Annotated in this window: 19 protein-coding genes; 9 read left to right on the top strand and 10 right to left on the bottom strand. The window is 61.6% G+C overall.

Going from position 1 to position 22,060, the window contains the following annotated elements; translation table 11 throughout:
- Positions 1-154: 154 nt before the first annotated feature.
- From KHO22_RS24710 to KHO22_RS24700, 3 genes are all read left to right on the top strand, one after another.
- A complete protein-coding gene (locus KHO22_RS24710; RefSeq protein ID WP_211949810.1) occupies positions 155-3,199 on the top strand; it encodes an SbcC/MukB-like Walker B domain-containing protein in 3,045 nt (1,014 codons plus the stop codon).
- Complete coding sequence (locus KHO22_RS24705) at positions 3,175-4,155, top strand: hypothetical protein (RefSeq protein ID WP_211949809.1); 981 nt, start codon at positions 3,175-3,177, stop codon at positions 4,153-4,155. The genes KHO22_RS24710 and KHO22_RS24705 overlap by 25 nt, the downstream gene beginning before the upstream one ends.
- A 446-nt stretch (positions 4,156-4,601) precedes the next feature.
- Positions 4,602-4,889, top strand: coding sequence for an H-NS family nucleoid-associated regulatory protein (locus KHO22_RS24700; protein ID WP_211949808.1), 288 nt, complete (start codon positions 4,602-4,604; stop codon positions 4,887-4,889).
- A 278-nt stretch (positions 4,890-5,167) separates the two neighbouring features.
- Here the strand turns inward: KHO22_RS24700 and KHO22_RS24695 are convergent, their stop codons facing one another.
- The 4 genes from KHO22_RS24695 to KHO22_RS24680 form a co-directional block, all read right to left on the bottom strand.
- Positions 5,168-5,752, bottom strand: coding sequence for a chromate transporter (locus KHO22_RS24695; protein ID WP_211949807.1), 585 nt, complete (start codon positions 5,750-5,752; stop codon positions 5,168-5,170).
- The gene (locus tag KHO22_RS24690; RefSeq protein ID WP_211949806.1) at positions 5,749-6,330 is read right to left on the bottom strand and encodes a chromate transporter; all 582 of its coding nucleotides are present in this window, start codon (positions 6,328-6,330) and stop codon (positions 5,749-5,751) included. Before KHO22_RS24690 ends, KHO22_RS24695 begins: the two co-directional genes overlap by 4 nt.
- Positions 6,331-6,433: 103 nt before the next feature.
- Positions 6,434-6,727 (bottom strand): DUF1330 domain-containing protein, encoded by a 294-nt coding sequence (locus KHO22_RS24685; RefSeq protein ID WP_078201661.1) that lies wholly within the window; start codon positions 6,725-6,727, stop codon positions 6,434-6,436.
- 138 nt (positions 6,728-6,865) lie between these two features.
- A complete protein-coding gene (locus KHO22_RS24680) occupies positions 6,866-7,672 on the bottom strand; it encodes an HpcH/HpaI aldolase family protein (RefSeq protein ID WP_211949805.1) in 807 nt (268 codons plus the stop codon).
- 245 nt (positions 7,673-7,917) lie between these two features.
- Here KHO22_RS24680 and KHO22_RS24675 point away from each other — a divergent pair, with 245 nt between their 5' ends.
- Genes KHO22_RS24675 through KHO22_RS24650 form a run of 6 tightly spaced genes read left to right on the top strand, consistent with a single transcriptional unit; the run spans position 7,918 to position 14,350 of the window.
- On the top strand, positions 7,918-8,757 hold the full coding sequence (locus KHO22_RS24675; protein WP_211949804.1) for a cupin domain-containing protein: 840 nt from the start codon (positions 7,918-7,920) through the stop codon (positions 8,755-8,757).
- A gap of 60 nt (positions 8,758-8,817) precedes the next feature.
- Positions 8,818-9,678 carry a fumarylacetoacetate hydrolase family protein gene (locus KHO22_RS24670; RefSeq protein WP_211949803.1) on the top strand — a complete coding sequence of 287 codons (861 nt, stop codon included), beginning with the start codon at positions 8,818-8,820 and terminating at the stop codon, positions 9,676-9,678.
- Between the two features lie 52 nt (positions 9,679-9,730).
- The gene (locus KHO22_RS24665) at positions 9,731-10,711 is read left to right on the top strand and encodes a Bug family tripartite tricarboxylate transporter substrate binding protein (RefSeq protein ID WP_211949802.1); all 981 of its coding nucleotides are present in this window, start codon (positions 9,731-9,733) and stop codon (positions 10,709-10,711) included.
- Between the two features lie 45 nt (positions 10,712-10,756).
- Positions 10,757-11,179: a VOC family protein gene (locus KHO22_RS24660; protein ID WP_211949801.1), complete on the top strand. Its 423-nt coding sequence runs from the start codon at positions 10,757-10,759 to the stop codon at positions 11,177-11,179.
- Positions 11,180-11,182: 3 nt separating this feature from the next.
- On the top strand, positions 11,183-12,865 hold the full coding sequence (locus KHO22_RS24655; protein ID WP_211949800.1) for a GMC family oxidoreductase: 1,683 nt from the start codon (positions 11,183-11,185) through the stop codon (positions 12,863-12,865).
- Between the two features lie 24 nt (positions 12,866-12,889).
- Entirely contained in the window at positions 12,890-14,350 is a 1,461-nt protein-coding gene (locus KHO22_RS24650) for an aldehyde dehydrogenase family protein (RefSeq protein WP_211949799.1), read from the top strand.
- Positions 14,351-14,444: 94 nt separating this feature from the next.
- Here the strand turns inward: KHO22_RS24650 and KHO22_RS24645 are convergent, their stop codons facing one another.
- The 6 genes from KHO22_RS24645 to KHO22_RS24620 all read right to left on the bottom strand — a co-directional run bounded on the left by KHO22_RS24645 (position 14,445) and on the right by KHO22_RS24620 (position 21,982).
- Positions 14,445-15,368, bottom strand: coding sequence for a LysR family transcriptional regulator (locus KHO22_RS24645; RefSeq protein WP_211949798.1), 924 nt, complete (start codon positions 15,366-15,368; stop codon positions 14,445-14,447).
- Between the two features lie 184 nt (positions 15,369-15,552).
- Positions 15,553-17,052, bottom strand: a complete 1,500-nt coding sequence (locus KHO22_RS24640) for an aldehyde dehydrogenase family protein (RefSeq protein WP_211949797.1) — start codon at positions 17,050-17,052, stop codon at positions 15,553-15,555.
- A 111-nt stretch (positions 17,053-17,163) separates the two neighbouring features.
- Entirely contained in the window at positions 17,164-18,615 is a 1,452-nt protein-coding gene (locus tag KHO22_RS24635; RefSeq protein WP_211949796.1) for an aldehyde dehydrogenase family protein, read from the bottom strand.
- Positions 18,616-18,623: 8 nt separating this feature from the next.
- Positions 18,624-19,448: an SDR family NAD(P)-dependent oxidoreductase gene (locus KHO22_RS24630; protein WP_211949795.1), complete on the bottom strand. Its 825-nt coding sequence runs from the start codon at positions 19,446-19,448 to the stop codon at positions 18,624-18,626.
- Positions 19,449-19,484: 36 nt separating this feature from the next.
- Positions 19,485-20,510: a zinc-dependent alcohol dehydrogenase family protein gene (locus KHO22_RS24625; protein ID WP_211949794.1), complete on the bottom strand. Its 1,026-nt coding sequence runs from the start codon at positions 20,508-20,510 to the stop codon at positions 19,485-19,487.
- A 47-nt stretch (positions 20,511-20,557) separates the two neighbouring features.
- Positions 20,558-21,982 carry an MFS transporter gene (locus KHO22_RS24620; RefSeq protein WP_230427007.1) on the bottom strand — a complete coding sequence of 475 codons (1,425 nt, stop codon included), beginning with the start codon at positions 21,980-21,982 and terminating at the stop codon, positions 20,558-20,560.
- Positions 21,983-22,060 lie beyond the last annotated feature (78 nt).

Here is a 22,060-nt window from a genome sequence, read left to right as displayed (position 1 = left end):
CTGTCGAGCTTCGCGGCGCCCGACGCACCGTGTTCAATGCGTCAGATCACCGTGGCTAGGGTGGAGCAGTTTGGGTGGCCATAAGTGGGGCACTTTGGGTGGCCGCCGGGGATCGGATGCAACCGGCGATGCGCTCACTGAGCAGCGACTACAGGTGTCGACTGACCTCAGCGCCACTGAGGCTCACCAATGGGAGTTCGAGCAACGTTACCGGCAGCTCAAAGCCATCTGCGATGAAGACAGCATCCCCGTTTCGACTGCCAGTGCGCACGCATGCGCCATCGCGTTGGACACAAAACTGCGGAACATGCGCGCCGACGGAAAGCGTGTTCCAGAACTAGAACTCGATCGGTTCAAAGCCAGCCGGGCGAGCGATCAGCAAGCGAAGACCCGCAGGGCCGCAGCAGAACTAGGGATCGATAGTGGCATGGCGCTACTGGAAGCCAGCGCCACCCTACGTCGCGAAATCAGCGAACGCGAAGCGTCTCAACAGAAGAGGATTGCGAGAAAAACCAAACTGCTTGACGAACAGGCGCAGGTCCAGCAGGCCCTTCTGCAATTGACGGAAGCCGACAAGTGTTACCGTCAGGGCAGCGAATACCGACAGCAACTATGCGAGTGGGATGCCGATCGCGCAAGCATCGAAGATCGCTTCGACCTCGAAGACGCCCGCCAGAACATCAGCGCTCGCCTGGTCGCGGCGTCAGACCGACGGCGCGAACTGGAAAAACGACTGCGCGAGTTATCTGAGTCGATTCGCTCGTTGCGCTCCAGCTATGGCACCATCGATCCGCTCGTCGGCTCGGTTGCGGAGCACTTGGACGGCGACCTGGTCGCAAGTCAGTTTGAGGAGCTCGATATCGAGACGGCGGCGCGCACACAAGCCCGTCTCGGCCAATGGACGGAGGCGATTGTAGTCGAGAACCCCGAAGCGGCTGCCAAGGAAGCGAGCATGTTGGAAGTCCGCCCCGATAACTTGCTCTTTGTCCGCCCGGATTATGCCCCCACCCAGCAATTGGGCATTTCACTCGAGGATAGCGAACTGGTCGGCGACGGCGTCGATTGCGCCGGCGTTCGCCTGACCCGCCGTCCAGATCGCCCGATTCTGGGGCGCAGGGCGCGCGAGGCGGAGGCCAGCCGACTCGAAGAGGAGAAGGCCAAGGTCGAGAAGAATCTATCGGACCTGCGCACGCAAAGCGGATCGCTGCAGAAAATGCTGGAGATTGCCGACCGCTGCCTCGCGCTGCCCGCGGCGGCATGGCGGGAAGATCCCGGCCCTGCGCTCGAAAAAGAGCACGAACGGGACGGGGAAATCCGAACTAACCTGTCCGAAGTGGACACAGGCCTCACCCGCGACAGAATCGCGTTGGCCACTGCACTCGATCGTAAGCAGCAACTTGCCGAACTCGAACCGAACCACGAACTGCTCGATCCACCTCTCTACGCTGACGTCATCTCACGCCTGGACAGCGACCTGCGCATCTGCCGTGAGGCCGCAAGCTGGATGACCCGATTTTCTGACCGGGTCGAGGCGGTCGTGCAAGGCATACCAGTCCTCAACCTCGTACCCGACACCGGCCGCATCGCTGCGCTGAATGCAGCCGTCGCGGAGCTCGACCTGAAACGGCGGGCGGAGGCAAGGGCCGGCGAAGCCCTCGGGGCGCTGCTCACAGTCGCCGCCGATCTCCAGTTCGCGGGCGATGAGAAACTGCACAAGCAAAAATCCGGCGTCATGGAGGCGCTGAGCGTCCGGCGCCGCAAATCTGAGGTGCGCCTGAATGTCGCCACGTTCCAGTTGGAGGCCGCCAACGACGGCCTGGATGCCGCACGCCAAGCAGAAAACGAACGCGCGGGCAAACATCATGTGGCCAATGAATCGCACAAGCATCTCGCCGGCGAGTTGCAAGCCACAGGCCTCGCCGGAACCCCAGAAGAGCGCGACGTGGCCAAGGCCGCGCTGGACGCGGCCGAGCAGGCATTGAAGAAGACCCAGTCCGAGGGGAAAGCAGTGTCCACAGAGGCGGTGCGCGTCGAAGAACAGTTGCGTCGACTGGTGGACGATCATTTACGCGCGAAGAATGACCTCGCACTACGCCTCCGGGCATGGCGGAGCGAGCGGGTTGTCAAGCGCGAACTCGAAGCGGAAATTGCCCGGCAGGCCCTTGCAGGCAAGATCAACTCTGAGATCAACCGGCAAGAAATTCTCCAAGGGCGGAAACCAACTACCCGGCTGTTCGACGACGCGACGCGCCATAAGGGGACACTACTTGAGCGACTAAAGGCCCATGCGGATGTCGTGCAGGCGGTGTCGGCATTCGACGACCACAACGCAGGCGAGGACCAACTCGCCCTCCAAACGCTGCGCATTTGGGCGTGCGTGCTCGCCCACATCGAGGCAAGGATTCCCCGGAACATAGCGTCCAGTGACGAGCCGCGCGTCGCACTCGCTCAAATGCGCGAAAAGCTCGTGGAATTGCACCGCACGCTGCAAACCCAGGAGAAGGAGATGCGTAACCGCTCGACCGATGTGTCACGCGGCATCGCCTCCCTCTTGCGCACGGTCGCCACTCTGGTCATCCGGCTGAATCGGGAGTTGGAGCACGTGAAGTTCGGATCCATCTCAGGCATTCACATCGAGCGCGAGGAGCCGCCCATGATGGCGGCGATGCTGGCTGCACTCAAAGAAGATGGCGGACAATCCTTGTTCGATACGGACGCCACCCTTGACGACACCCTCTCAAAGCTTTACGAGCGCGTCGGCGGCGGACGCATCAAAGGCTCGGAGTTGCTCGACTACCGCAACTACGTGACGCTCAGGGTGAAAGTACGACGCCTGACAGGCGCATGGGATTCGGCAACCGGCCTCTCGACCGGCGAGGCGATTGGCGTTGGCGCGGCGATTCTCGTGATGATCCTTCGTACGTGGAACGAGGTCCTAAGGCGCATCAGTGGGGCTTCCGCTGGCCACTGCATGCAGCAAATTCTGCTGGATGAAGCGCAACGCCTAGACGCCGAATCGCTCGACACGTTGACCGAGTTCTGCCAGGCGATGGACGTTCAGGCACTGGTGGCGGGCCCGGCGCTAGAAGAGCCGCGCAGCGCGACGATCTTCTCACTGGTACGCAAACTCTACAACGGGCGTGAGTTGGTCACCTTCGAAGGACGGAGGCTCGAATGGACTGGCAAGAAGACGGCTTGAAGATCGCGGCCTTGCGGCTACTCCTCACAGGACAGATTGCCCGCACGAAGTCGAACGGTGACTTCGTGAACCAACTCGACGACGTGGGCATCCTATGCACGACGCCGCGCCGAGACGTGCTTGCCATCGTCCCGGACCGGCTGCCCGACCTGGAACGCTTTCTGACGGTCCGGTGGCCGGAGTATCGCGACGTGGCGGCAAAGATTCAGTCCCGCGGCCTGCCGATCGAGACCCGGACGCTACGATCTCTTCGTCGCGACCATCTGGAAGCACCGGCCGACTTCCCCCAGCTCAACCGCAAAACGTGGGCGGCGTGGGCGGGAGCCCATTCCAAAGCCAGGGAAGTCAGCCGACCGGACACAGGGATCATCACCACGGATGATACCGTTCGCGCACGCGTCAATGTCGGGCTGCGGCTGCGCACGGCAACTGGCGAAGAGCTCGATCTCCACGCGTATCAACAAAGTCTCACGGAGACGCCATTCCCTGACCGTGGCTTATCTGAAAGCTGGGTCTTTGCAGGCACCCCGCCACGTCTGCTATTGACCGTCGAAAACATCGGGGCCTTTGTCGACATCAAGAAGCCCGACGACTGTTTTCTTGTCCACAGCCCCGGGTGGAATTTGCCCAACGTCCGCCGGCTGCGCGCCCGGCTCCCACCTTCCACACGCTGGCGGCACTTTGGGGACCTGGACCCCAATGGGCTAAAGATCGGCCTCTTGCTGACATCAGCCACTGATGCCGGTGACGACGCTAAGGTATGGATCCCGAACGCCGCCGTCTCCCTATTGCAGTCTCACTCCCTCCCACTTGAACGGACCTGGAATATCGAAGGGGTCCCGGATTCCCTGCGCAACCACCCGGCTGCCGCCTGGTTGATCGGGCGAGGACGATGGCTGGAACAGGAACCCGCTGTTCTTCTGCCCGAGTTCACACAGGAATTGAATAGCCTTTGATCGAACGTCGCGCTTGAAAGGCGCTGCGCCGCGTGTCCCTTCTTTGTTGATTTGCACCGAATCCTGCCCTACACCAACTACGGTCCGCCCTTGTGAACGGCTCCGTCGCTGGCTTCTCGACCAGAAGACCTGAGTCCATGGGAGCAATTAGGCTGCGACGAAGCCGTCTCCCGATCCGCTGCTGCTTTGGTCACCCGTTCGGATCCCATCAGACTCGAAGGGTGAATGGCGCCTGATGCATAGCCTTCATCTGGCGCCCCGCAGTTTCGCTCCGCGCGACGCATTGTGATAAGCGCAATGCCTGGCGGGCGGGCGCGGGTAAATCCCGAGGGTTAGGTGCAGACCTGGGGCGTGATGCACCCGTTAGAATCGCTCTGGCGTCTGGCTTCGATGGCCTGCCCTGTCCGGCGGCCACCCTGCTGGTTCGATCCAACTCTTCCGCCCGCATGCCCTCCGCTCTTCTCCGGGATTCCGAGACCCAACTGCTGCGCGAGCGCGCTGAGACGATCCTATGGATCAAGACGCAGATGGCCAGATATGGCCTGCATCTCGCCGACTTACAGAAGGCAGGTTGTTTCTGTGAGGGAGCGTCCCTCGCCAGTCCCCCCGCCCGTTCGGTTTGCTTTCGGGACGCTTATGGCCACACATGGGACGGTCACGGGGACCTGCCGGACTGGCTGCGGCGCGCCATGAACGCCGGCCAGTCGATTGAGCATTTTCGCGTAAAGCCGTAGATGCTTTCCGCACGGTCGTAGCGTCGGAAGTGTGCCGTCCAGCTTGGGATCTTCCCACCCGCTGGAACATCAATGGAAGCCATGAGCTGGTCAGTACCGACGTTTCAGAGGTAATGGACGATCCGGAGGTGAAGGCGACGTTGGACGCTGCCGGATGCCTGGTCGGGCTCCGCATCGGATCTACAGATGTCCGTCAAGCATGACTTTGAGGCTTACGGTGAGGTGGGTAAAGATTGAGGTCGACTAAACAATCGACTCAGGCAATCTATGCGCTTCACCTAAACAATGCCGAACCAACCCAAGACCGCCCCCGCACCCAGCAGCCATAGGACGTGGGGGCGGCAACGCCAGAGCAGGAGTGCAGTGCATATTGTCACTCCCCACAGCCGCCAATCCTCCGAAGGATTGTTTGCCCTCGCCAGGGTCCACGCTGTCGCGACAATCAGCGCGATGACGATTGGTGCCATACCTTGCTTGAACGCGACCACGCTGCGCAGGTTCTTGTTGCGGTGCGCCCATCGCGCTGCGAGATACGTCAATGTCGTGCTTGGCAGCAGGATGCCGGACATCGTCAACGCTACGCCAAGCATGGCCGTCATGAATCCGCCCCCGGCGTTCATGCCGACATTCCAGCCAAGCAGCGCAACGAACAGCACGTTGGGTCCAGGCGCAGCTTGAGCCATGGTCATCGACGCATTGAATTGACCATCGCTGAGCCAGTGCTTCTGCTCCACCAGGTAGTGATGCATCTCGGGGGCCGTCGTGATGGCTCCGCCGATGGACATCAAGGAAAGCGACAAATAATGAAAGAAGAGATTTTGCCAGTCCGCAATACCCAGCGCGAGCGTGATACTGTCGTTCATGATTTCAGGTTGCGGTAGCAGAGCAGGCAGGCAAACGTGCCAAGACTCAACAGCACATAGAGCAGCGGCCAGTGGAATACCGCCACCGCGGCAAAGCAACAGAGACCGAGCGCGATCGCCAGCGGCCTTCCCAAGGGGTTAGCATGCAACGCGCCAAGCAGCCTGAGGCCCACAGCGGCGAACAATCCTGCGGCGACTGCTCCCGTGCCGCGCAGGGCCCCTGCTACGCCAGCGTAATGCGCGAATCGCGCGTGCAACAGCTCCAGCGACAGCAGCAGCAATAGCGGCAAAAGGAGAATGCCGCCTAACGCAGCCATTGCACCACGCAACCCGAAGGCTCGCCCGCCAATCATCAATGCCATATTGATGATGTTCGGCCCGGGCATGACCTGTGCGACGGCCCAATCCTCGACGAACTCTTCCCGCGTGAGCCAGCGCTTGCGTTCCACCAATTCGTGCTGGACCACTGGCAGGACGCCACCGAAGCCCTGCAATCCGAGCCAGGTGAAGACGAAGAACAGTTCGCCAACCGAATTGGGCTTACGCCCATCGTGCTCCGTTGCTTGTTTTGGAGACATACCTGTTTCCTGCCGAGTCACCCCGGTTACACGCCGGACGCGCCGGGCCTCATCCTCGTGGCGAACGGCACCGGACCGTGCGGCGACCGTCCGGTGCGATGCTTTAAGCGACGCCTTCGATAATGCGTACATCCCGTTCCGCGCCGCTCCCGAGGGCTCGCAGGGCCTCCTGATAAGCACTGCTGTCATGCGCGGCAATCGCCTGTTCGACACTGTCGAATTCGATCAGCACGGTCCGCTGGCTGACTCCCGCCTCGTAGACGATCGCCGGGACACCGCGCGCGATAAACCGGCCCCCGGCCTCCTGCAGAGCAGGGCCGGCAAGCTTGCCGTATTCACCCAACGCAACGGGGTCATTAATCGAGCGATACGAAGCGATCCAGTAGGCCTTTGGCATAACGTACTCCTTGTTTCATGGGCAATGAGCCGACGCCAGCACCAATGGAATCTCCTGGCGACTGGCATAGGCGAATGGGAACGACTTCAACCTACCGTTGACGTCGACGACGACGCCAATTCGGCTGGGGCGGCTGTCTCAGCCGGCGCAAAGATCCCGCATCTGGGATGCCTTGGCGTTTGCCGCGCTGCTCAGGAAGGACAAGTCCGTACCGGTGGAGACATAGCGGGCACCCAGCTCCACGAACTCGGCCGCCAGTTTCGGATTCGACACCAGGCCACCGATGCCAACGTGCTTGCCGCGCTTGCGGCATGCGTCGATGGTCCTGACATAGGCCTCACGCACCCGTGGATGATCGAGTTGCCCGGGAATCCCGAGCGAGGCGCAAAGGTCATTGGTACCGATGAAGAGCACGTCGACGCCGTCCACCGCGGCGATTTCCTCCACCGCATCCAGCGCGTCGGCAGACTCGATCATGGCCATCACCACCGTCGACTGGTTGAGTGCCGAGAATATCTCGGTACTCGGATAGCTGCGAAACTCCAGTTGCGGCAGCGAGCCGGTGAATGACCGTGTGCCAAGGGGAGGATATTTCGCCGCGCGGACAACCGCTTCCGCGTCGGCAGCGGACTGGATATGCGGGGCAATAATCCCGACCGCCCCCCCGTCCAATACCCTCCCGATATATTCCGGCGCAGTGCTGGCCAGACGGACAAAAGGCGCCACGCCGAGATTGAAACTTGCCATGCAAATCTGGCTCGTCGTCTCCAGCGAAAAACTGCTGTGTTCCAGATCGATATACAGTGAATCAAAGCCTGCGCTCTTGGCAAGCACGGCGATTTCGATCGTTCGGACCAACCGCACGGTCATCGAGAGCACCAGTTCGTTTCTCGACAGTTTCTCCTTGACGCGATTGCATACCGACGGGGACGCAGCTTCTTTCATCAATTACTCCGGGTGACAGAAAATCAACATGTCACGGCCCCTGTCATTTGCAGAAGGCACCTGATGGAACGAATGATCGGTGTGCCCCCTCGCACGGTCAAGCACTTCGCGCCAGGCGCCGGTCAAGGCAATAACCTTAGGTTATATCCTCGACCGAACCATGCTGGCACAAGCTACGGTCGCGAACTAGACTGGGCACCTGAGATTGATCGCACTGGCATTTGGAACGAAGAGGAGAGAACCCCATGAAAGTCTCGGAGGCTTCCACCGCTGATTATGGCGTCGTGGGAAGTATGCGCGAAGGCGTGCTGGCACAGAAATTCCTGCTCACCGGCGAGGACGGTAGTCCGAATAATTATCTGCTGAACGTCGGCCGTACCGGCACGGGCGGCTGGTCGACACCCCGTCATAAGCACAATTTCGACCAGATCCGTTATGTGATTAAAGGTACCTACCCTTACGCCAAGGGAAAGAGCATGGCGGAAGGCAGCGTCGGCTATTTTCCCGAAGGCGTCTATTATGGCCCCCAGGATCGTCCGGAAGGACTCGAGATGCTGGTCTGCCAATTCGGCGGCGCAAGCGGCAGCGGCTACCTGAGCGTAAATGAACGCGAAGCCGCGAACGCACGACTGAAAGAGAAAGGCGACTTCCAGGACGGCGTCTTCACTTATTTCGACGAGTCGGGAAAGCGGCATAATCAAGATGGCTTCGAGGCTTGTTATGAAGAAGCCACGGGTAGGAAGATGATCTATCCGAAGCCCCGGTATGACGATGTCATCATGATGAACCCCGAGAACTACGAATGGGTGCCCGACGCATCCCCTCGGGTCGAACGAAAATGGCTGGGCTCCTTCACCGAGCGTGACGCGCGAGTCGGCTTCCTTCGCCTCGAAGCCGACGCGACGTTCTCCGCAGGAGAGCAACCTTCGACCGAAATCCTGTTCCTGACGAAGGGTCGCGTGGAGATTGACGATCGCCGCTATGGGCCTCATACCGCCTTCGAATTCTCGCCCGCCGATGGCCGCAAGCCAGTCAAGGCGACCGAGCCAACCGAGTTTCTCTGCATCGTCCTGCCGAAGTTCTGACCTGTGACCCGCCCGGCGGCAACGCCCGCCGTTTGTCTTTCGCCTATCTGGAAGATTGAAATGAAGTTTGCAAGTTATCTGGACGGCTCGCGCGTCCGTATCGGTGTCGTCAATGCGGAAGGAACCGCGCTCAGCCCGCTGGACTCGTCGGTGCATGACATGAACGAGTTGATCGAGCGCTACGATCCTGAGTCGTTGCGCACGGTGCAAGGTGCCGAAATTCCGCTCGAAAGCATCAAGCTCGTCGCCCCGCTCCTGCCGAAACGAAACATCTTTTGCGTCGGCAAGAACTATCGTGCGCATGCGAAGGAATTCGCGGGCAGCGGCTTCGAAGCCGGTGCAGTCAAGGGCGCCGAGATCGACGAATTCCCGGCCGTGTTCACCAAGCCGCCGGCGACCGTGATCGGCCAAGGCGATGTGGTCAGCCTGCATACCGGCGTCACCTCCGCTGTCGATTACGAGGCAGAACTGGCAATCGTGATCGGCAAGGCAGGACGCAACATCTCGCCGGAGAACGCCCTCGATCACATCTGGGGGTACACCATCGTCAATGACGTGACGGCCCGCGACCGCCAGCGCAATCACAAGCAATGGTTCCTTGGCAAGGCACTGGATACCTTCTGCCCGATGGGGCCGTGGATCACGACGGCGGACGAACTCAAGGCCGACAGCCTGGATGTCAAGTGCTGGGTCAACGGCGAACTTCGCCAGGACGCCAACACGAGAGACCTGATTTTCGATATTCCCACGCTCGTGGCCACGATCTCGGCCGGCCTGACCTTGAAGCCGGGCGATGTGATCGCAACGGGCACGCCTGCTGGTGTCGGCATCGGCTTCAATCCGCCGCGCTTCCTGAAGGCCGGCGATGAGGTCACAATTTCCATTGAGGGAATCGGCACCCTCACCAATCGCTTTGGCTGACAAGCATCCGACGAGAGGCCAACCTCTCGCGCACAGAACATAGGAGAGAGACATGACAAACCGAAGAGAGCGACTCTGCTCTCTCGCCCTGGCCGCTGCCGCGGCCTTTGGCTGGATGGGTAGCGCGACGGCGACGGGAAGCTGCCCTGGTGGATACCTCAGAGTGGTCGTACCCAATCCGGCCGGCGGCGTGGGCGACCTCATCGCCCGCACGCTGGGAAACCGGGCCGGCACGGATCTCGGTGAAACCGTGGTCATCGAGAATCGGGCCGGTGCCACGACTGTGATTGGAACGAACGTCGTCGCCAAATCGACGCCGGACGGCTGCACCATCCTGAGCCTGACGGCATCCGGCGTAGTGGCGTCCGTGTTGCAAAAGAAGCTGCCTTACGACCTTACCCGGGACTTCGTACCGATCGTGGGCGTGGGCTCCTTTCCCATGGTCATCGCCGTTCCGGCAAGCTCGAAGTTCCATTCGGTGGCCGATCTCGCCAAGGCGGCGAAGGCCGAGGGCATTACCTATGCGTCAGGCGGCGTGGGCAGCCTGGCCCATCTCTCCGCCGCACGCCTGATCAAGGAGTGGGGCGGAAAGGGGAACCACATCCCGTACAAGGGCAACAGCGATGCGGTCCAGGGTCTTCTTGGCGACCAGATCCAGTTGTTCTTCCCGTCAACGGCCGAAGCGATTCCCCTGGTGAAGGCGGGAAAAATCAGGCTGCTGGCCGTGACGTCGGACACTCGCCTGCCGGCGCTGCCCGATGTGCCGACGATGAAGGAACTTGGCTACGCCGATTTCAAGCCCAGACTCTGGTACGCCTTTCTTGCGCCCAAGGGAACGCCCCCAACGGCGGTCAGCCGGTTGACCAGCGCCTTCGCAAAGGCCGCGGCGTCCCCGGACGTCAAAGGGAAATTCTCGGAGATGGGATTCATTACGGACGTGAAGGATCCTTCGGCGGTGTCCGTACTGATGAAGGGAGAGGCGGAGCGCTGGGGCAAGGTGATTGCGGAGAATCATATTCAGGCTAGCGACTAGTCTACTGCCGGCTCGCTTGCTTGCTCGCCCCACATCGGAGTACATATGCCCCCATCCTCCCCCTCCAAACCGGCGGTCATTTTCGACCACATCAATGTCCTGACGCACCAGCCCGAGCAACTGCAGCGCTTCTTCGCGGACGCGCTGGGCTTTGCCCCGGGCTGGCGACCGCCCTTTCCTTTTGCCGGCAACTGGCTGTATCGCGAAGACGATGCGTTCGTTCACACCGTGGATAGCGCTGACCCGGCCCATGGCGTCGCCACGCTCGGCCATATCGCCTTCCGTACGACGGAGGATCCGGACACGCTGATCGAGCGCCTTCGCAACCTCGGCTATCAACCTGAAGTCAGACGCGTGCCGCAGCGCGGTGATACGCAGGTATTCGTCGCCCTGCCTGGCGGGTTGCTGGTCGAGATCGACAGCTCGGCAAGGGCAAGCGGAGAGCCCCCTTCCCGCAGTATTGGCTGAGCCATGACCACTGAAGAATTCGACTATGTCATCGTTGGCGGCGGGTCGGCCGGTTGCGTGCTTGCGTCCCGCCTGAGCGAGGATGCCGATGTCCAGGTGCTGTTGCTGGAGGCCGGTGGAAAAGACTGGCATCCCTATATCCACATGCCATTGGGCGTTGGGCAGATTCGCCAGGCAGGGCTGTTCGACTGGGGCTATCTGAGTGAGCCGCAGGAGAATCTCGCAGGGCGACGTATTGAACTCAAGCGCGGCAAGGTCCTGGGCGGCTCTTCGTCCATCAACTTCATGGCGCACAACCGCGGCAATCGCAGCGACTACGATCGCTGGGTACGCCTGGGCGCACCGCAGTGGTCCTACGACAGCCTGTTGCCTTACTTCAAACGTCTGGAGACGTGGCGGGACGGCGCAGCGGCGCACCGGGGCAGCACCGGACCGGTGGGCATTACGTACACCTGTCGCAGCGACCCCCTCACCTGGGCCGTCCTGTCGGCCGCCCAATCCGCAGGTCATCCGATCATCGACGACCTGAATGGCCCCGAGCCGAACGGGTTCGGGCTGGCACAATCCGCGATTGACCACGGCCGACGCGCCAGCGCTTCCCGCGCCTACCTTCGGCCAGCGCGCCATCGCCCCAATCTGACCGTTCAGACCGAAGCACTGGCGACCAAGATCCTGTTCGAAGGGAAGACCGCGGTCGGATTGCAATATTTGAGGCGTGGCGACCTGCATACGTTGCGCGCGCGACGGGAAGTCATCCTGACCAGCGGTGCCTACAACTCACCACAGTTGTTGATGCTATCCGGCATTGGCCACGCGGACGCATTGAGACAGCATGGCATCGCCACGGTGCAGCACCTGCCGGGTGTTGGCGAGAATTTGCAGGATCACCTCTCCATCCCCTTGAACTACCGGCGCATCGGCCCGGAGAGCCCGCTTCACCGCATGCTGCGCCTCGACCGCCTGATCCCCGCGCTGGCCAATGCCATCCTTGCGGGAAAAGGGCCCGCGACGGTCCTGCCCAGTGGCGTCAATTGCATTCTCCGCAGCCATGCGGAACTCGACGCGCCGGACATCCAGATCATGTTCGGCGCCGGGGCGCTGGAAGCCAGGCCCTGGCTGCCTGGCCTCAACACCTGGGACGATCTGTTCTACTTCCGGCCCGTGGGCTCGCACCCGGAGAGCCGCGGCCGCATCTGGCTCGCTTCCGCGGATCCGCGCGACAAGCCTCGCATCGACCCGCGCTATCTTTCCAGTCCGAACGACATCCGTGTATTGCGCAGGGGCTTCCATATCGCGCGCGACGTCGCCAAACAGGCCGCCCTCGACATCTTTCGCGGCGAGGAATTGTCGCCAGGCGCTCAATGCACCACTGACGCGGAGATCGACGAGCACATCCGCATGACCGCCACGACCGTGCAACACGGCTCCTGCACATGCCGGGTCGGGTCTGACGAATATGCCGTGGTGGACGCCGCGTTGCGGGTGCACGGCGTGGACCGCCTGCGCGTGGTCGACGCCTCGGTCATGCCGGAAATCCTGAGCTGCAACATTCACGCGGCGGTGCTCGCCATCGCCGAGTGGGCCTCCGACGTTATCCGCCACGGCAAGTCCTTGCCGCCTGAAGCGCCTCTGCCAAGCGGTCTGGTCCACGAGCGGCTGGCCACCCCGGCACCGCTGGTCAATTGAATTCGAACAAACAAGGAAGCACCGATGAAGCGAATCGACAACGTCCTGCCCGCAACGGGCAAGATGCTAATTGGCGGCGAATTGCGCGAAAGCCTTTCTGGGAACTGGATCGAGTGCATGAATCCGGCCACGGAAGACTATATCGGCAAAGTCCCCTCCGGAACGGAAGCGGATGTTGCCAGCGCGGTCAAGGCCGCAGAAGCCGCTCAACCTGCCTGGGCCGAATTGTCGGTGGCGCAGCGCGCCGACCACCTGCGTCGGCTCGCCGACGCTCTGGAGATGCGGGCCGATGAGTTGCTGACCCTGGAAGTCGCCGATACCGGCAATTCCATCACCGGCATGCGAGGCGACATCTCGGCATGCATCGACCGACTGCGCTATTTCGCGGGGCTCGGTTATGAATTGCAAGGCCACACGATCCCAGGCAGCGCCGACAAACTCAGTCTTACCCTGCGAGAGCCTTATGGCGTTGTCGGCCGAATCGTCGCCTTCAATCACCCCATCGCCATGGCGACCCATGGCATCGCCTCTCCCCTCGTTGCCGGAAATTCGGTTGTCCTCAAGCCATCCGAGCAATGCCCCCTGTCGGCGACGCTCCTGGGTGAAATCGCCGCGCAGGTACTGCCTCCCGGCGTTCTGAACATTGTCACGGGCGGCGTCGAAGTGGGCAGTTCACTCGTTCGGCATCCACGCGTCAAACGCCTGTCCTTTGTCGGATCGGTGCGCACGGGCATGGCCATCCAGCGATCCGCGGCCGAGGTGGCGGTCAAATCCATCTCGCTGGAGTTGGGGGGAAAAAACCCCTTCATCGCCTTTCCGGACGCCTCGCCAGACGCCGTCGCAGAGGCGGCGGTGGCGGGGATGAACTTCATCTGGCAAGGACAATCGTGCAGTTCAACTAGCCGCCTGTTCGTGCACGACGCCATCCACGATGAAGTCGTGAGCCTGATAGCGCGCAAGGTCCAGGCCATTCGCATCGGCGACCCCTTTGCATCGGATACCCAGATGGGGGCGATCAACTCGCGTGCGCACCTGGAAAAAATCGAGCAATACGTGAAAATCGGCAAGGCAGAGGGCGCCCGCCTGGTGGCAGGCGGAAGCCGACCGGCCGGGCAAGGCTTTGAAAGGGGATTCTGGTTCGAGCCGACCGTATTCGCCGACGTCCGTCAGGATATGCGCATCGCGCAGGAGGAGATCTTCGGCCCGATACTTTCCATTCTCCGGTGGTCCGATATCGATGAAGTGATCGAACTGGCGAATTCCGTTGAATATGGCCTGACCGCTGCCGTCTGGACGTCCGACATCAAGAACGCACTACGTACGGCAAAGCGTCTGCAGTGCGGCTACATCTGGGTGAACGGGGTCAATACGCAAACGCGCGGGGTGCCCTTTGGCGGCTTCAAGAACAGCGGCACCGGGCGGGAACGCGGCATCGAGGAACTGTACTCGTACACCGAAGAGAAATCGCTGCAGATTTTCCTCTGATTCCTCCGGTTCCTGAAGGACATTGAGCACGCATCCCGGTCCGCAATGCCGGTAGACCGGATCCGGGATGCTTCCTTGCCGACGGCTGATGACCTCAGCCTGCTGTGTCAGTCGCCGACGCGAGATCATTACCCACCTCCCGGATGAAGTGGATGAGATCCTGGCTGATCTCGCGCAACGGGGCGCGTTCCCGAAATATGACGGCGATATCGCGCTTCAACTCGGCAACGGTGATCGGCAAGGCCTTGATCGGTGACGCAGTTGTCTGCGATATGGCGGCATGTGCCGGCAGCAGTGCCAGGTGGTCGCTACTTGCGATCAATGACTTGGTGAAGTCGATGGAGCCGCATTCAACGAGTTGCCGGGGCGGATCGAGCCCCTCAGCGGTCACGAGTTTTTCCAGGATCGTCCTTTGCGGCCATCCCACCATCGGACAGATCCAGGGATACTGCGCGAGGTCCGCCCACGAAAGCGTGGAAAGCCGGAACAGCGGATGGTCGGCACGCGCAAAGACGCAGAGCCGATCGCGGAACAGGACGCGTTGCTTCAGGCCCTCGAGAAAGACGTCATAAAATTCGGTTTGCCCGACAATAAAGTCGAATTCACCCCGCAGCAGGCCCAACAGCAGTTCAACCTGGACCTTCTCGACGACACGCAACAGCACATCCGGGTGCTGCTGTCTCCACTTACTGACTGCGCGAGGAATGACGTTACTCGTCAGACTCGGCAGCGTACCGAGATTGATGGTTTGGACCTGCTCGCGATCGGGTTCGAGGCGCTTCGCCGCAATATCCATTTCGTCCCGGATCGCGCGCGCGTGGGAGTAGATCAGTTCCCCCAGGGCGGTCGGCAGGATGCCGGCGGGGCTTCTCTCGAGCAATTTCATGCCGAGTTCGCTCTCAAGCCGGTCCATGGACTTGGAAAGCGCGGGCTGGGAAATGGTCAGGCGCTTCGCGGCCTTTGCCAGACTGCCCTGTTCGACCACCGTCGCAAAATAGGAAAGCTTCTTGGGATCCATGCTAACGCTGCAGCAATGGTGGCCTGTGAGGCATTGCCGAGCCAGTCGGCCGGCTTCTGCCTGGCCACCTGCGTGGTCGGCGCGCGGGGCTGGAATTGGTTGCCCCGTAACGGTTCAGCCAGCCATTCTACTGCACCTGTCACCCCTGGCAGCGTGTGCGCATGGATATCGAGAGTGCGGCCAATCACACCTGGATGTAGATGCTCTTCGTCTGAAGATACGTATCCAGATGGGCGCTGGTTCCCTTCGCCCCGTAGCCACTGGTCTTGGCACCGGTAAATCCGACCACGGGATCGATCAGACCATAGCAATTCACCCACATAACGCCCGACTGGATGCCATTCGCCACGCGTAATGCCGTCGAGACATCCCGCGTCCAGACGCCGCCGCCCAGCCCATATTCGGTGGCATTGCCGATGGCAATGGCTTCGTCCGCGCTATCGAAGGGAATGATCGACATCACCGGTCCGAAGATCTCTTCGCGGGCGATCTTCATCTCGTTGTTCACGTTGGTAAAGACCGTCGGCCGCAGGAAATAGCCCTCACCCAGATCGTCCGGCCTGTCGCCGCCGCAGACCAGGTCCGCGCCCTCGCGCTTTCCGGCGTCGATGTATCCCTTGACCACGTCCAACTGGGAAGACGAGATCAGCGGCCCCAACTGACTCTGACGATCGAGGCTACGGCCAAGCCGCAGGGTCTTTGCATAGGCCGCAACCCGCTCCGAAAACTGTTCCACAATGCTTCGCTGGACCAGGACACGCGTTCCGGCAAAGCAGATCTGCCCGGAGTTATTGAACACGCCGTTCGCGGCGCCGACAACGGCCTTATCGAGGTCGGCATCCGCGAAGATGATGTCCGGAGACTTTCCTCCGAGCTCGAGCTGCAGCTTCTTGATGTTGACCGTGGAGGCCCGGATGATCTTGCGTCCGGTTTCCGTGGAACCGGTGAATGCGATGCGGTTCACGTCCGGATGCGCAGCGAGGGCCTCGCCGGCTTTCGAGCCCTTCCCCGTCACCACATTGAGCACGCCGGGCGGAACGCCGATCTCGTTGAGCAGTTCGACCATGCGGAGCACGGACAGCGAGGCCTCTTCCGAAGGCTTCAGGACTGCCGTGCAACCCGTCGCCAGTACCGCCCCGATAATCCACCACTGGCTGCCGAGCGGCCCATTCCACGGGATGATTCCGCCAATGACACCGGCCGGCCCGCGCACTGTCATCGTGGTCACTTCTCCGGGGAGTCCGTTCGGCGCCGTCTCCCCCCGGATGCTGAGCGCCTGCGATGCGAAGAAGCCAATGGAGCGTTGCATCGACGCTTTGGTCGCGAGAACCTTGCTGATCGGCGCGCCCATATCCATGGCCTCGATTTCCGCCAACTCGTCGAATCGCTGGTCGATCAAGGCGTGGGCGCGAAACAGCAGCGCCTGGCGGTCGTAGGGACTCCACTTGGCCCACGGACCGTTGAAGGCCGCCCGTGCCGCACGCACGGCGCGATCAACGTCCGCGGCGTCGCCGGCCGCGATGCGCGCCAGTCCTTCGCCAGTTGACGGATTGAACGTTTCAAGTGTCTCGCCTGAAGCGGCAGGGACCGACTGGCCGTCGATAATGAGTCCGAACTCCCGTCGGGCAAAGAATGCTTCCGCAGCAAGAGAGAGAGAAGGTAAGGCCTGAGGTTGCGTCGTCATACGAGGGAATTCAGTGGAATGTGGGTCTGAGCAGTGTTTCCTCCCTCCCCCGCTTGCGGGAGAGCGGTCGTGGGAGCGGGCAAGCAGCGCTAGTCGCCCTGTTAGCGATGCTCAGCGCGCAAGGACCGGCAGGGTGCTTGCCTGCTCGCGAAAGCCGAAGACAGCCTTGATTTCCAGGTATTCCTCGAGCCCGAAGACACCCATCGAACGCCCATTGCCCGATTGCCGGTAACCACCCATCGGCGCGGCATTGCTCGCCGGCGCACCGTTGAACGAGATCCGGCCCGCACGCAGCCTGCACGCCACATCAAAGCCATGCTCGCTGGAACTGCTGAAGACGTATCCCCCCAATCCATATGGGCCCTGATTGGCGATATCGATTGCTTCGTCCTCCGACGAATAGGTGAGTACGGACAGAACAGGCCCAAACACCTCTTCGGTGGCGATGGTCATTCCCGGCTTGACGTCGACGAAGACCGTCGGCTTCGTAAAGAAGCCTGTGGCCATGCCGTCCGGTCGCCCGACACCCCCGCATACGAGGCGCGCGCCTTCATCGATCCCGCTCTGTATGAACCGCTGGACTCGCTCGAACTGCGCCCGATTGACCAGGGGGCCCATGGTGGTCTCCGGATCACGGGGATCTCCAATCCGGAACTTGCCTGCTGCATCCACCAGGTACGGGATGACGTCCTTGACCTGGCTTTCGTGTACCAGCATACGGCTCGGAGCATGACAGGACTGTCCCGCATTGAAGAAGCATCGCTGGATATTCCAGCGTGCCGCGCCTTCCAGATCCGCGTCCGGGAGTACGACGTTTGCCGACTTTCCACCCAGTTCCAGCGAGACGCGCTTGACCGTATCGGCGGCCGAGCGACCGACCATGATGCCGGCGCGTGTCGAACCGGTGAACGAGACCATGTCCACGTCGGGATGGCGCGAGATCGCCTCGCCCACCGACGGCCCATCCCCGACCACAACGTTGAATACCCCCTTTGGCACTTCGGCAGCGTCCATGATCTCCGCCAGGATCAGTCCACTCAGAGGCGATGCCTCGCTGGGCTTGAACACCATGGTGCAACCTGCCGCGAGCGCGTAGGCGATCTTTGTAATCGGGGTCTGGATCGGCCAGTTCCACGGCGAAATCAGTCCGCACACGCCGATCGGCTCGCGGCGGACGATGCTGTCCCCGATGCGCGACGCGAACGAATAGCCGGACAGCACGTCGCGGGCCACCTTCAGGTGGTCGATCGGGCCACTCACCTGCACGCTCGCACTCCGGGGAGCGCCCATCTCCTGCGCGATAATGTTCGCGAGGTCATCGGCGCGCGCGACATAGGCCGCAATCACCCGGTCCAGCATCGCCATCCGATAGGCGGTCGAGGTCATGGAGAACGTGCGGAAGGCGCGTCGTGCCGCCCCCACCGCCTTCTCGACATCCTCCGGTCCGCCCATGGCGACCATGGCAAAAACCTCCTCATTCGCGGGGTCGACCAGTTCGATGTGTGACGGCGTCGAAGGATCGACCCACGCGCCATCGATATAGAACTTTCCGTAATGCTTCATCGTATCCCTCAGCTACTGTGCGTGTAGCCGCCATCGCAGGCGATGGTCTGGCCCGTAATGAACGCCGCCGCCGGCGTGCAGAGGAACATCACCAGGCCCACCAGATCCGTCGGCACCATCACGCGCGGAATGCACTGCATGTCCACGATGCGCTTGCGCGCTTCCACAGTGTGATTCACGGTGCGATCCACTTCGGTCGCGACGGCGCCCGGGCGGATGGCGTTGACCGTGATGCCGGATGCTCCGAGTTCGCGTGCCATCGAGTTGGTCATGCCAATAACGGCTGCTTTCGACGCCACGTAGTGCAGGTAGTTCGCCACGCCCTTGGGAACCGCGTCCGACGCGATGCTGACAACGCGTCCCCAGCCCTGCTCCCGCATGGAAGCGATCACGGCGCAAGTACACAGGAAGACACCGGTGACGTTCACCTTCAGTACCGTCTCCCATTCACTCACCGGAATCTGGTCGAACGGGCGTTTCTGCAACGTCGCAAAGATCGAGGCGTTGTTCACCAGCACATCGATACGGCCAAATTGATTGACGACCGCTGCGGCCATGGCGTCGACCGATTCCTTATTCGACACATCCACTGCAATCGGCAGCGCCCTTCCACCGGCCGCCGTGATTTCCTCTGCGACGGCGCGTGCGTTCTTCTCATTGATATCGGCAATCACCGGAATAGCGCCGGCAGCAGCGAACTGGCGAGCGAACTCCCGGCCGAGACCCTGTCCGCCCCCCGTAATGATCACGATGCGATCCGTGACGCTGAAATCGCGAGCAATGGCGGGAACGCCGGAATCTTTCTCCGTATGGGTGATTATGGTATCGCTCATCTTTTCCTCAGTATGGTATTGGTTACTGCGCATCGGTTACGAGAGGAAGACTCCCTTGCCACCGCTCTGCAGGTCGAATGCCTTGTACGCTTCGTCTGCCTGCTCCAGCGTCCATCGATCCGTGAACAGGGCGTCGAGGTTGATTCCGCGTTCCACAACGAAGTTGGCGCACGCGCGTTGACCCTGAATGGACATCGTCCATGAGGTCAGGATGCGGAGCTGCTTGCGCAGCAACGCGCTGAGCTGAAGAGAGATTTCCGCGCCAATCCCGACCAGGCCGACCGTTCCCCATGACGCGACCGACTGGATCGCATCCCGCCCGGCAGCAGCGGCGCCTGCCGTTTCGAGAGCCATGGTGGCTCCGCTTCCCTGGGTCAGCTCGCGAATGGCGGAGGGCACATCCACGTCACGCGAATTGATCACGAAATCCGCGCCAAACGTCTTCGCCGTCGCCAAGCGGATGTCGTCGATGTCCAGCGCGATGACGCGCGCTCCCTGCGCCTTGGCAAGAAGCGTCGCCGAAAGACCTACCGGTCCTTGGCCAAAGACGGCAAGGGTGTCGCGCCCGGAGATACCCATCCGTTCGAACGCCCCCCACGCCGTTCCCGTCCCGCAGGATATTGCCGCACCAGCAGCAAAGCTCAGCTCATCGTTCAGCGGGACGAGCGTGTCGGCCGGCACCTTCATATAAGGCGCATGGGCCCCGTGCTCGTCCTCGCCGTACACGGTGATGGGCGTGGACTTGCACATTTGCGGCCAGCCGGACCGACATTCGTTGCAACAGGTACACCCGTGATAGTGGTGCACCATCACGCGCGCCCCGATGCGGGCATTGGGACCCGTCACGCCAGGACCGGCGGCGACCACCACGCCGCAGGGCTCGTGCCCGCGAATGACGTCTGGCCGGGCAATGCTCGCGGCCGGACGACGATACATGTGCAGATCGCTGCCGCACATGCCCGATGCCTTGATCTCAATGACCACTTCGCCCGGACCGGGCGTCGGGTCGGGGACCGTTACCAGTTCAACCCGACGATCGCCAGGGAATGTCACACCACGCATTCTTGAGTCTCCTTGTTCACGTCAATCCAGGGCGACGTGAAATTGCATCAGTGATTCGCCTGAGCGGCAATCTCGGCTTGTCCCGACGTCGAGCCGCGTTGACGGTCGTCGTCTCCATGCTGGTCAGGATCGAGTGACTCGAGCGAGCGCTTGCTCGTTTCGACGCCGGCGACGGCCAGTAGCAGCGCTGCGAACAGGTACAGCCCAGATACCGCGCCAATCACGCCACCGATACCGTACGTCCGGAAAATTCCCATGATGATCATCGGCGAGGCAATCAGGCATCCCCGTCCAACGGTCTGGGCCAGACCTGCCCCGCGAAAGCGGTACTCAGTGGGAAACAACTCCAGGGTGCCACCCAGCCCCAGGTAGAGGCACAGGGATACCGCGGCAACAAGCAGCGTGCCGCATCCTGCAATCGCGACAGGACTACTGAGAAACGGGTATACCGCGCCGAGTGCCGCACAGACCAAGCCGAACGTAATAACCCCCTTCCGTGGCCCGAATCGGTCCGCCACGTACACGCTGAGCAAGGGGCCAAGTACCCAGCCGGTCATCATGGCGGCATTGAAGGCCAGCGACTTGGTCACACTCATCCCTTGTTGCAGGAAGAACGTGGGCATCCATCCGCTCATAATGTAGGCGCCCACCAAGCAGGTCACGTTTACCAGAATGGCAATGAGGGTGCGGCCGATGACCTTGCGCGAGAACAGGATGCTGACCGGTACTTTCCGGGGAGTAGCCCTCGGCGCGTCCGTGGCGTACGGAGGCAGTGGTGCCAGTTTGGCGGCTTCGCCTTCAATCTGCTGCAGAATCTCCTCCGCTTCCGCGTTCCGGCCGACTCGCTCGAGCCATCGGGGCGACTCGGGGAGATGCCGCCGCAGCCACCATACCCAAAGCGTGCCTACGCCGCCGATGACGAACATCGCGCGCCAGCCAAAGGTCGGAATGACAGCCATTGCCACCAGCGCGGTAAGGAACACGCCGACTCCGCTGGCGATAGCTACTATGCCGAGACAACGTGCGCGCGACGCCAGCGGAAAGAACTCGGCAAGTAGGCCATAGGCCATCAAGTACTCTGCGCCCATTCCGATCCCCATTAGAAAGCGAATGGGAATCAGCCACTCCATGGAGGGGGCGCATGCCGCCAATAGCGCCATGATTCCGAAGACTGCAAGATTGAACTGATATGCAATCTTGCGGCCGTAGCGGTCACTCAGCCATCCGGCAAACCAGACGCCGAGCATCAAGCCAAAGTAGCCCCAACTCAGGAAAAGCGAGTTTTCCTCAAGGGTAGACCACTTGCCGTCGAGCATTGCCGCCAACACTGAGGCGGAAAGATTGTTGTCAAACGAGTCGAAGAACATGCCCAGTCCCAGCAGCGTGAGAACTCTGCGATGGAACGGGCCAATGGGTAATCTGTCGAGCCTGGCTCCGGCATGGACAGGCGTCCGCGCTTGTATCGATTTCATTGCTAGGGGGTCTCCTGCTTCTAGTATTTTGGGTGGACTCAACACCGAAGAGGTGCCGCCATTGTCCACTGCAGCCTT

It is taken from the genome of Cupriavidus yeoncheonensis (assembly GCF_905397275.1).
Taxonomy (GTDB): domain Bacteria; phylum Pseudomonadota; class Gammaproteobacteria; order Burkholderiales; family Burkholderiaceae; genus Cupriavidus; species Cupriavidus yeoncheonensis.
This window is presented reverse-complemented; position numbering and strand designations above follow the sequence as displayed.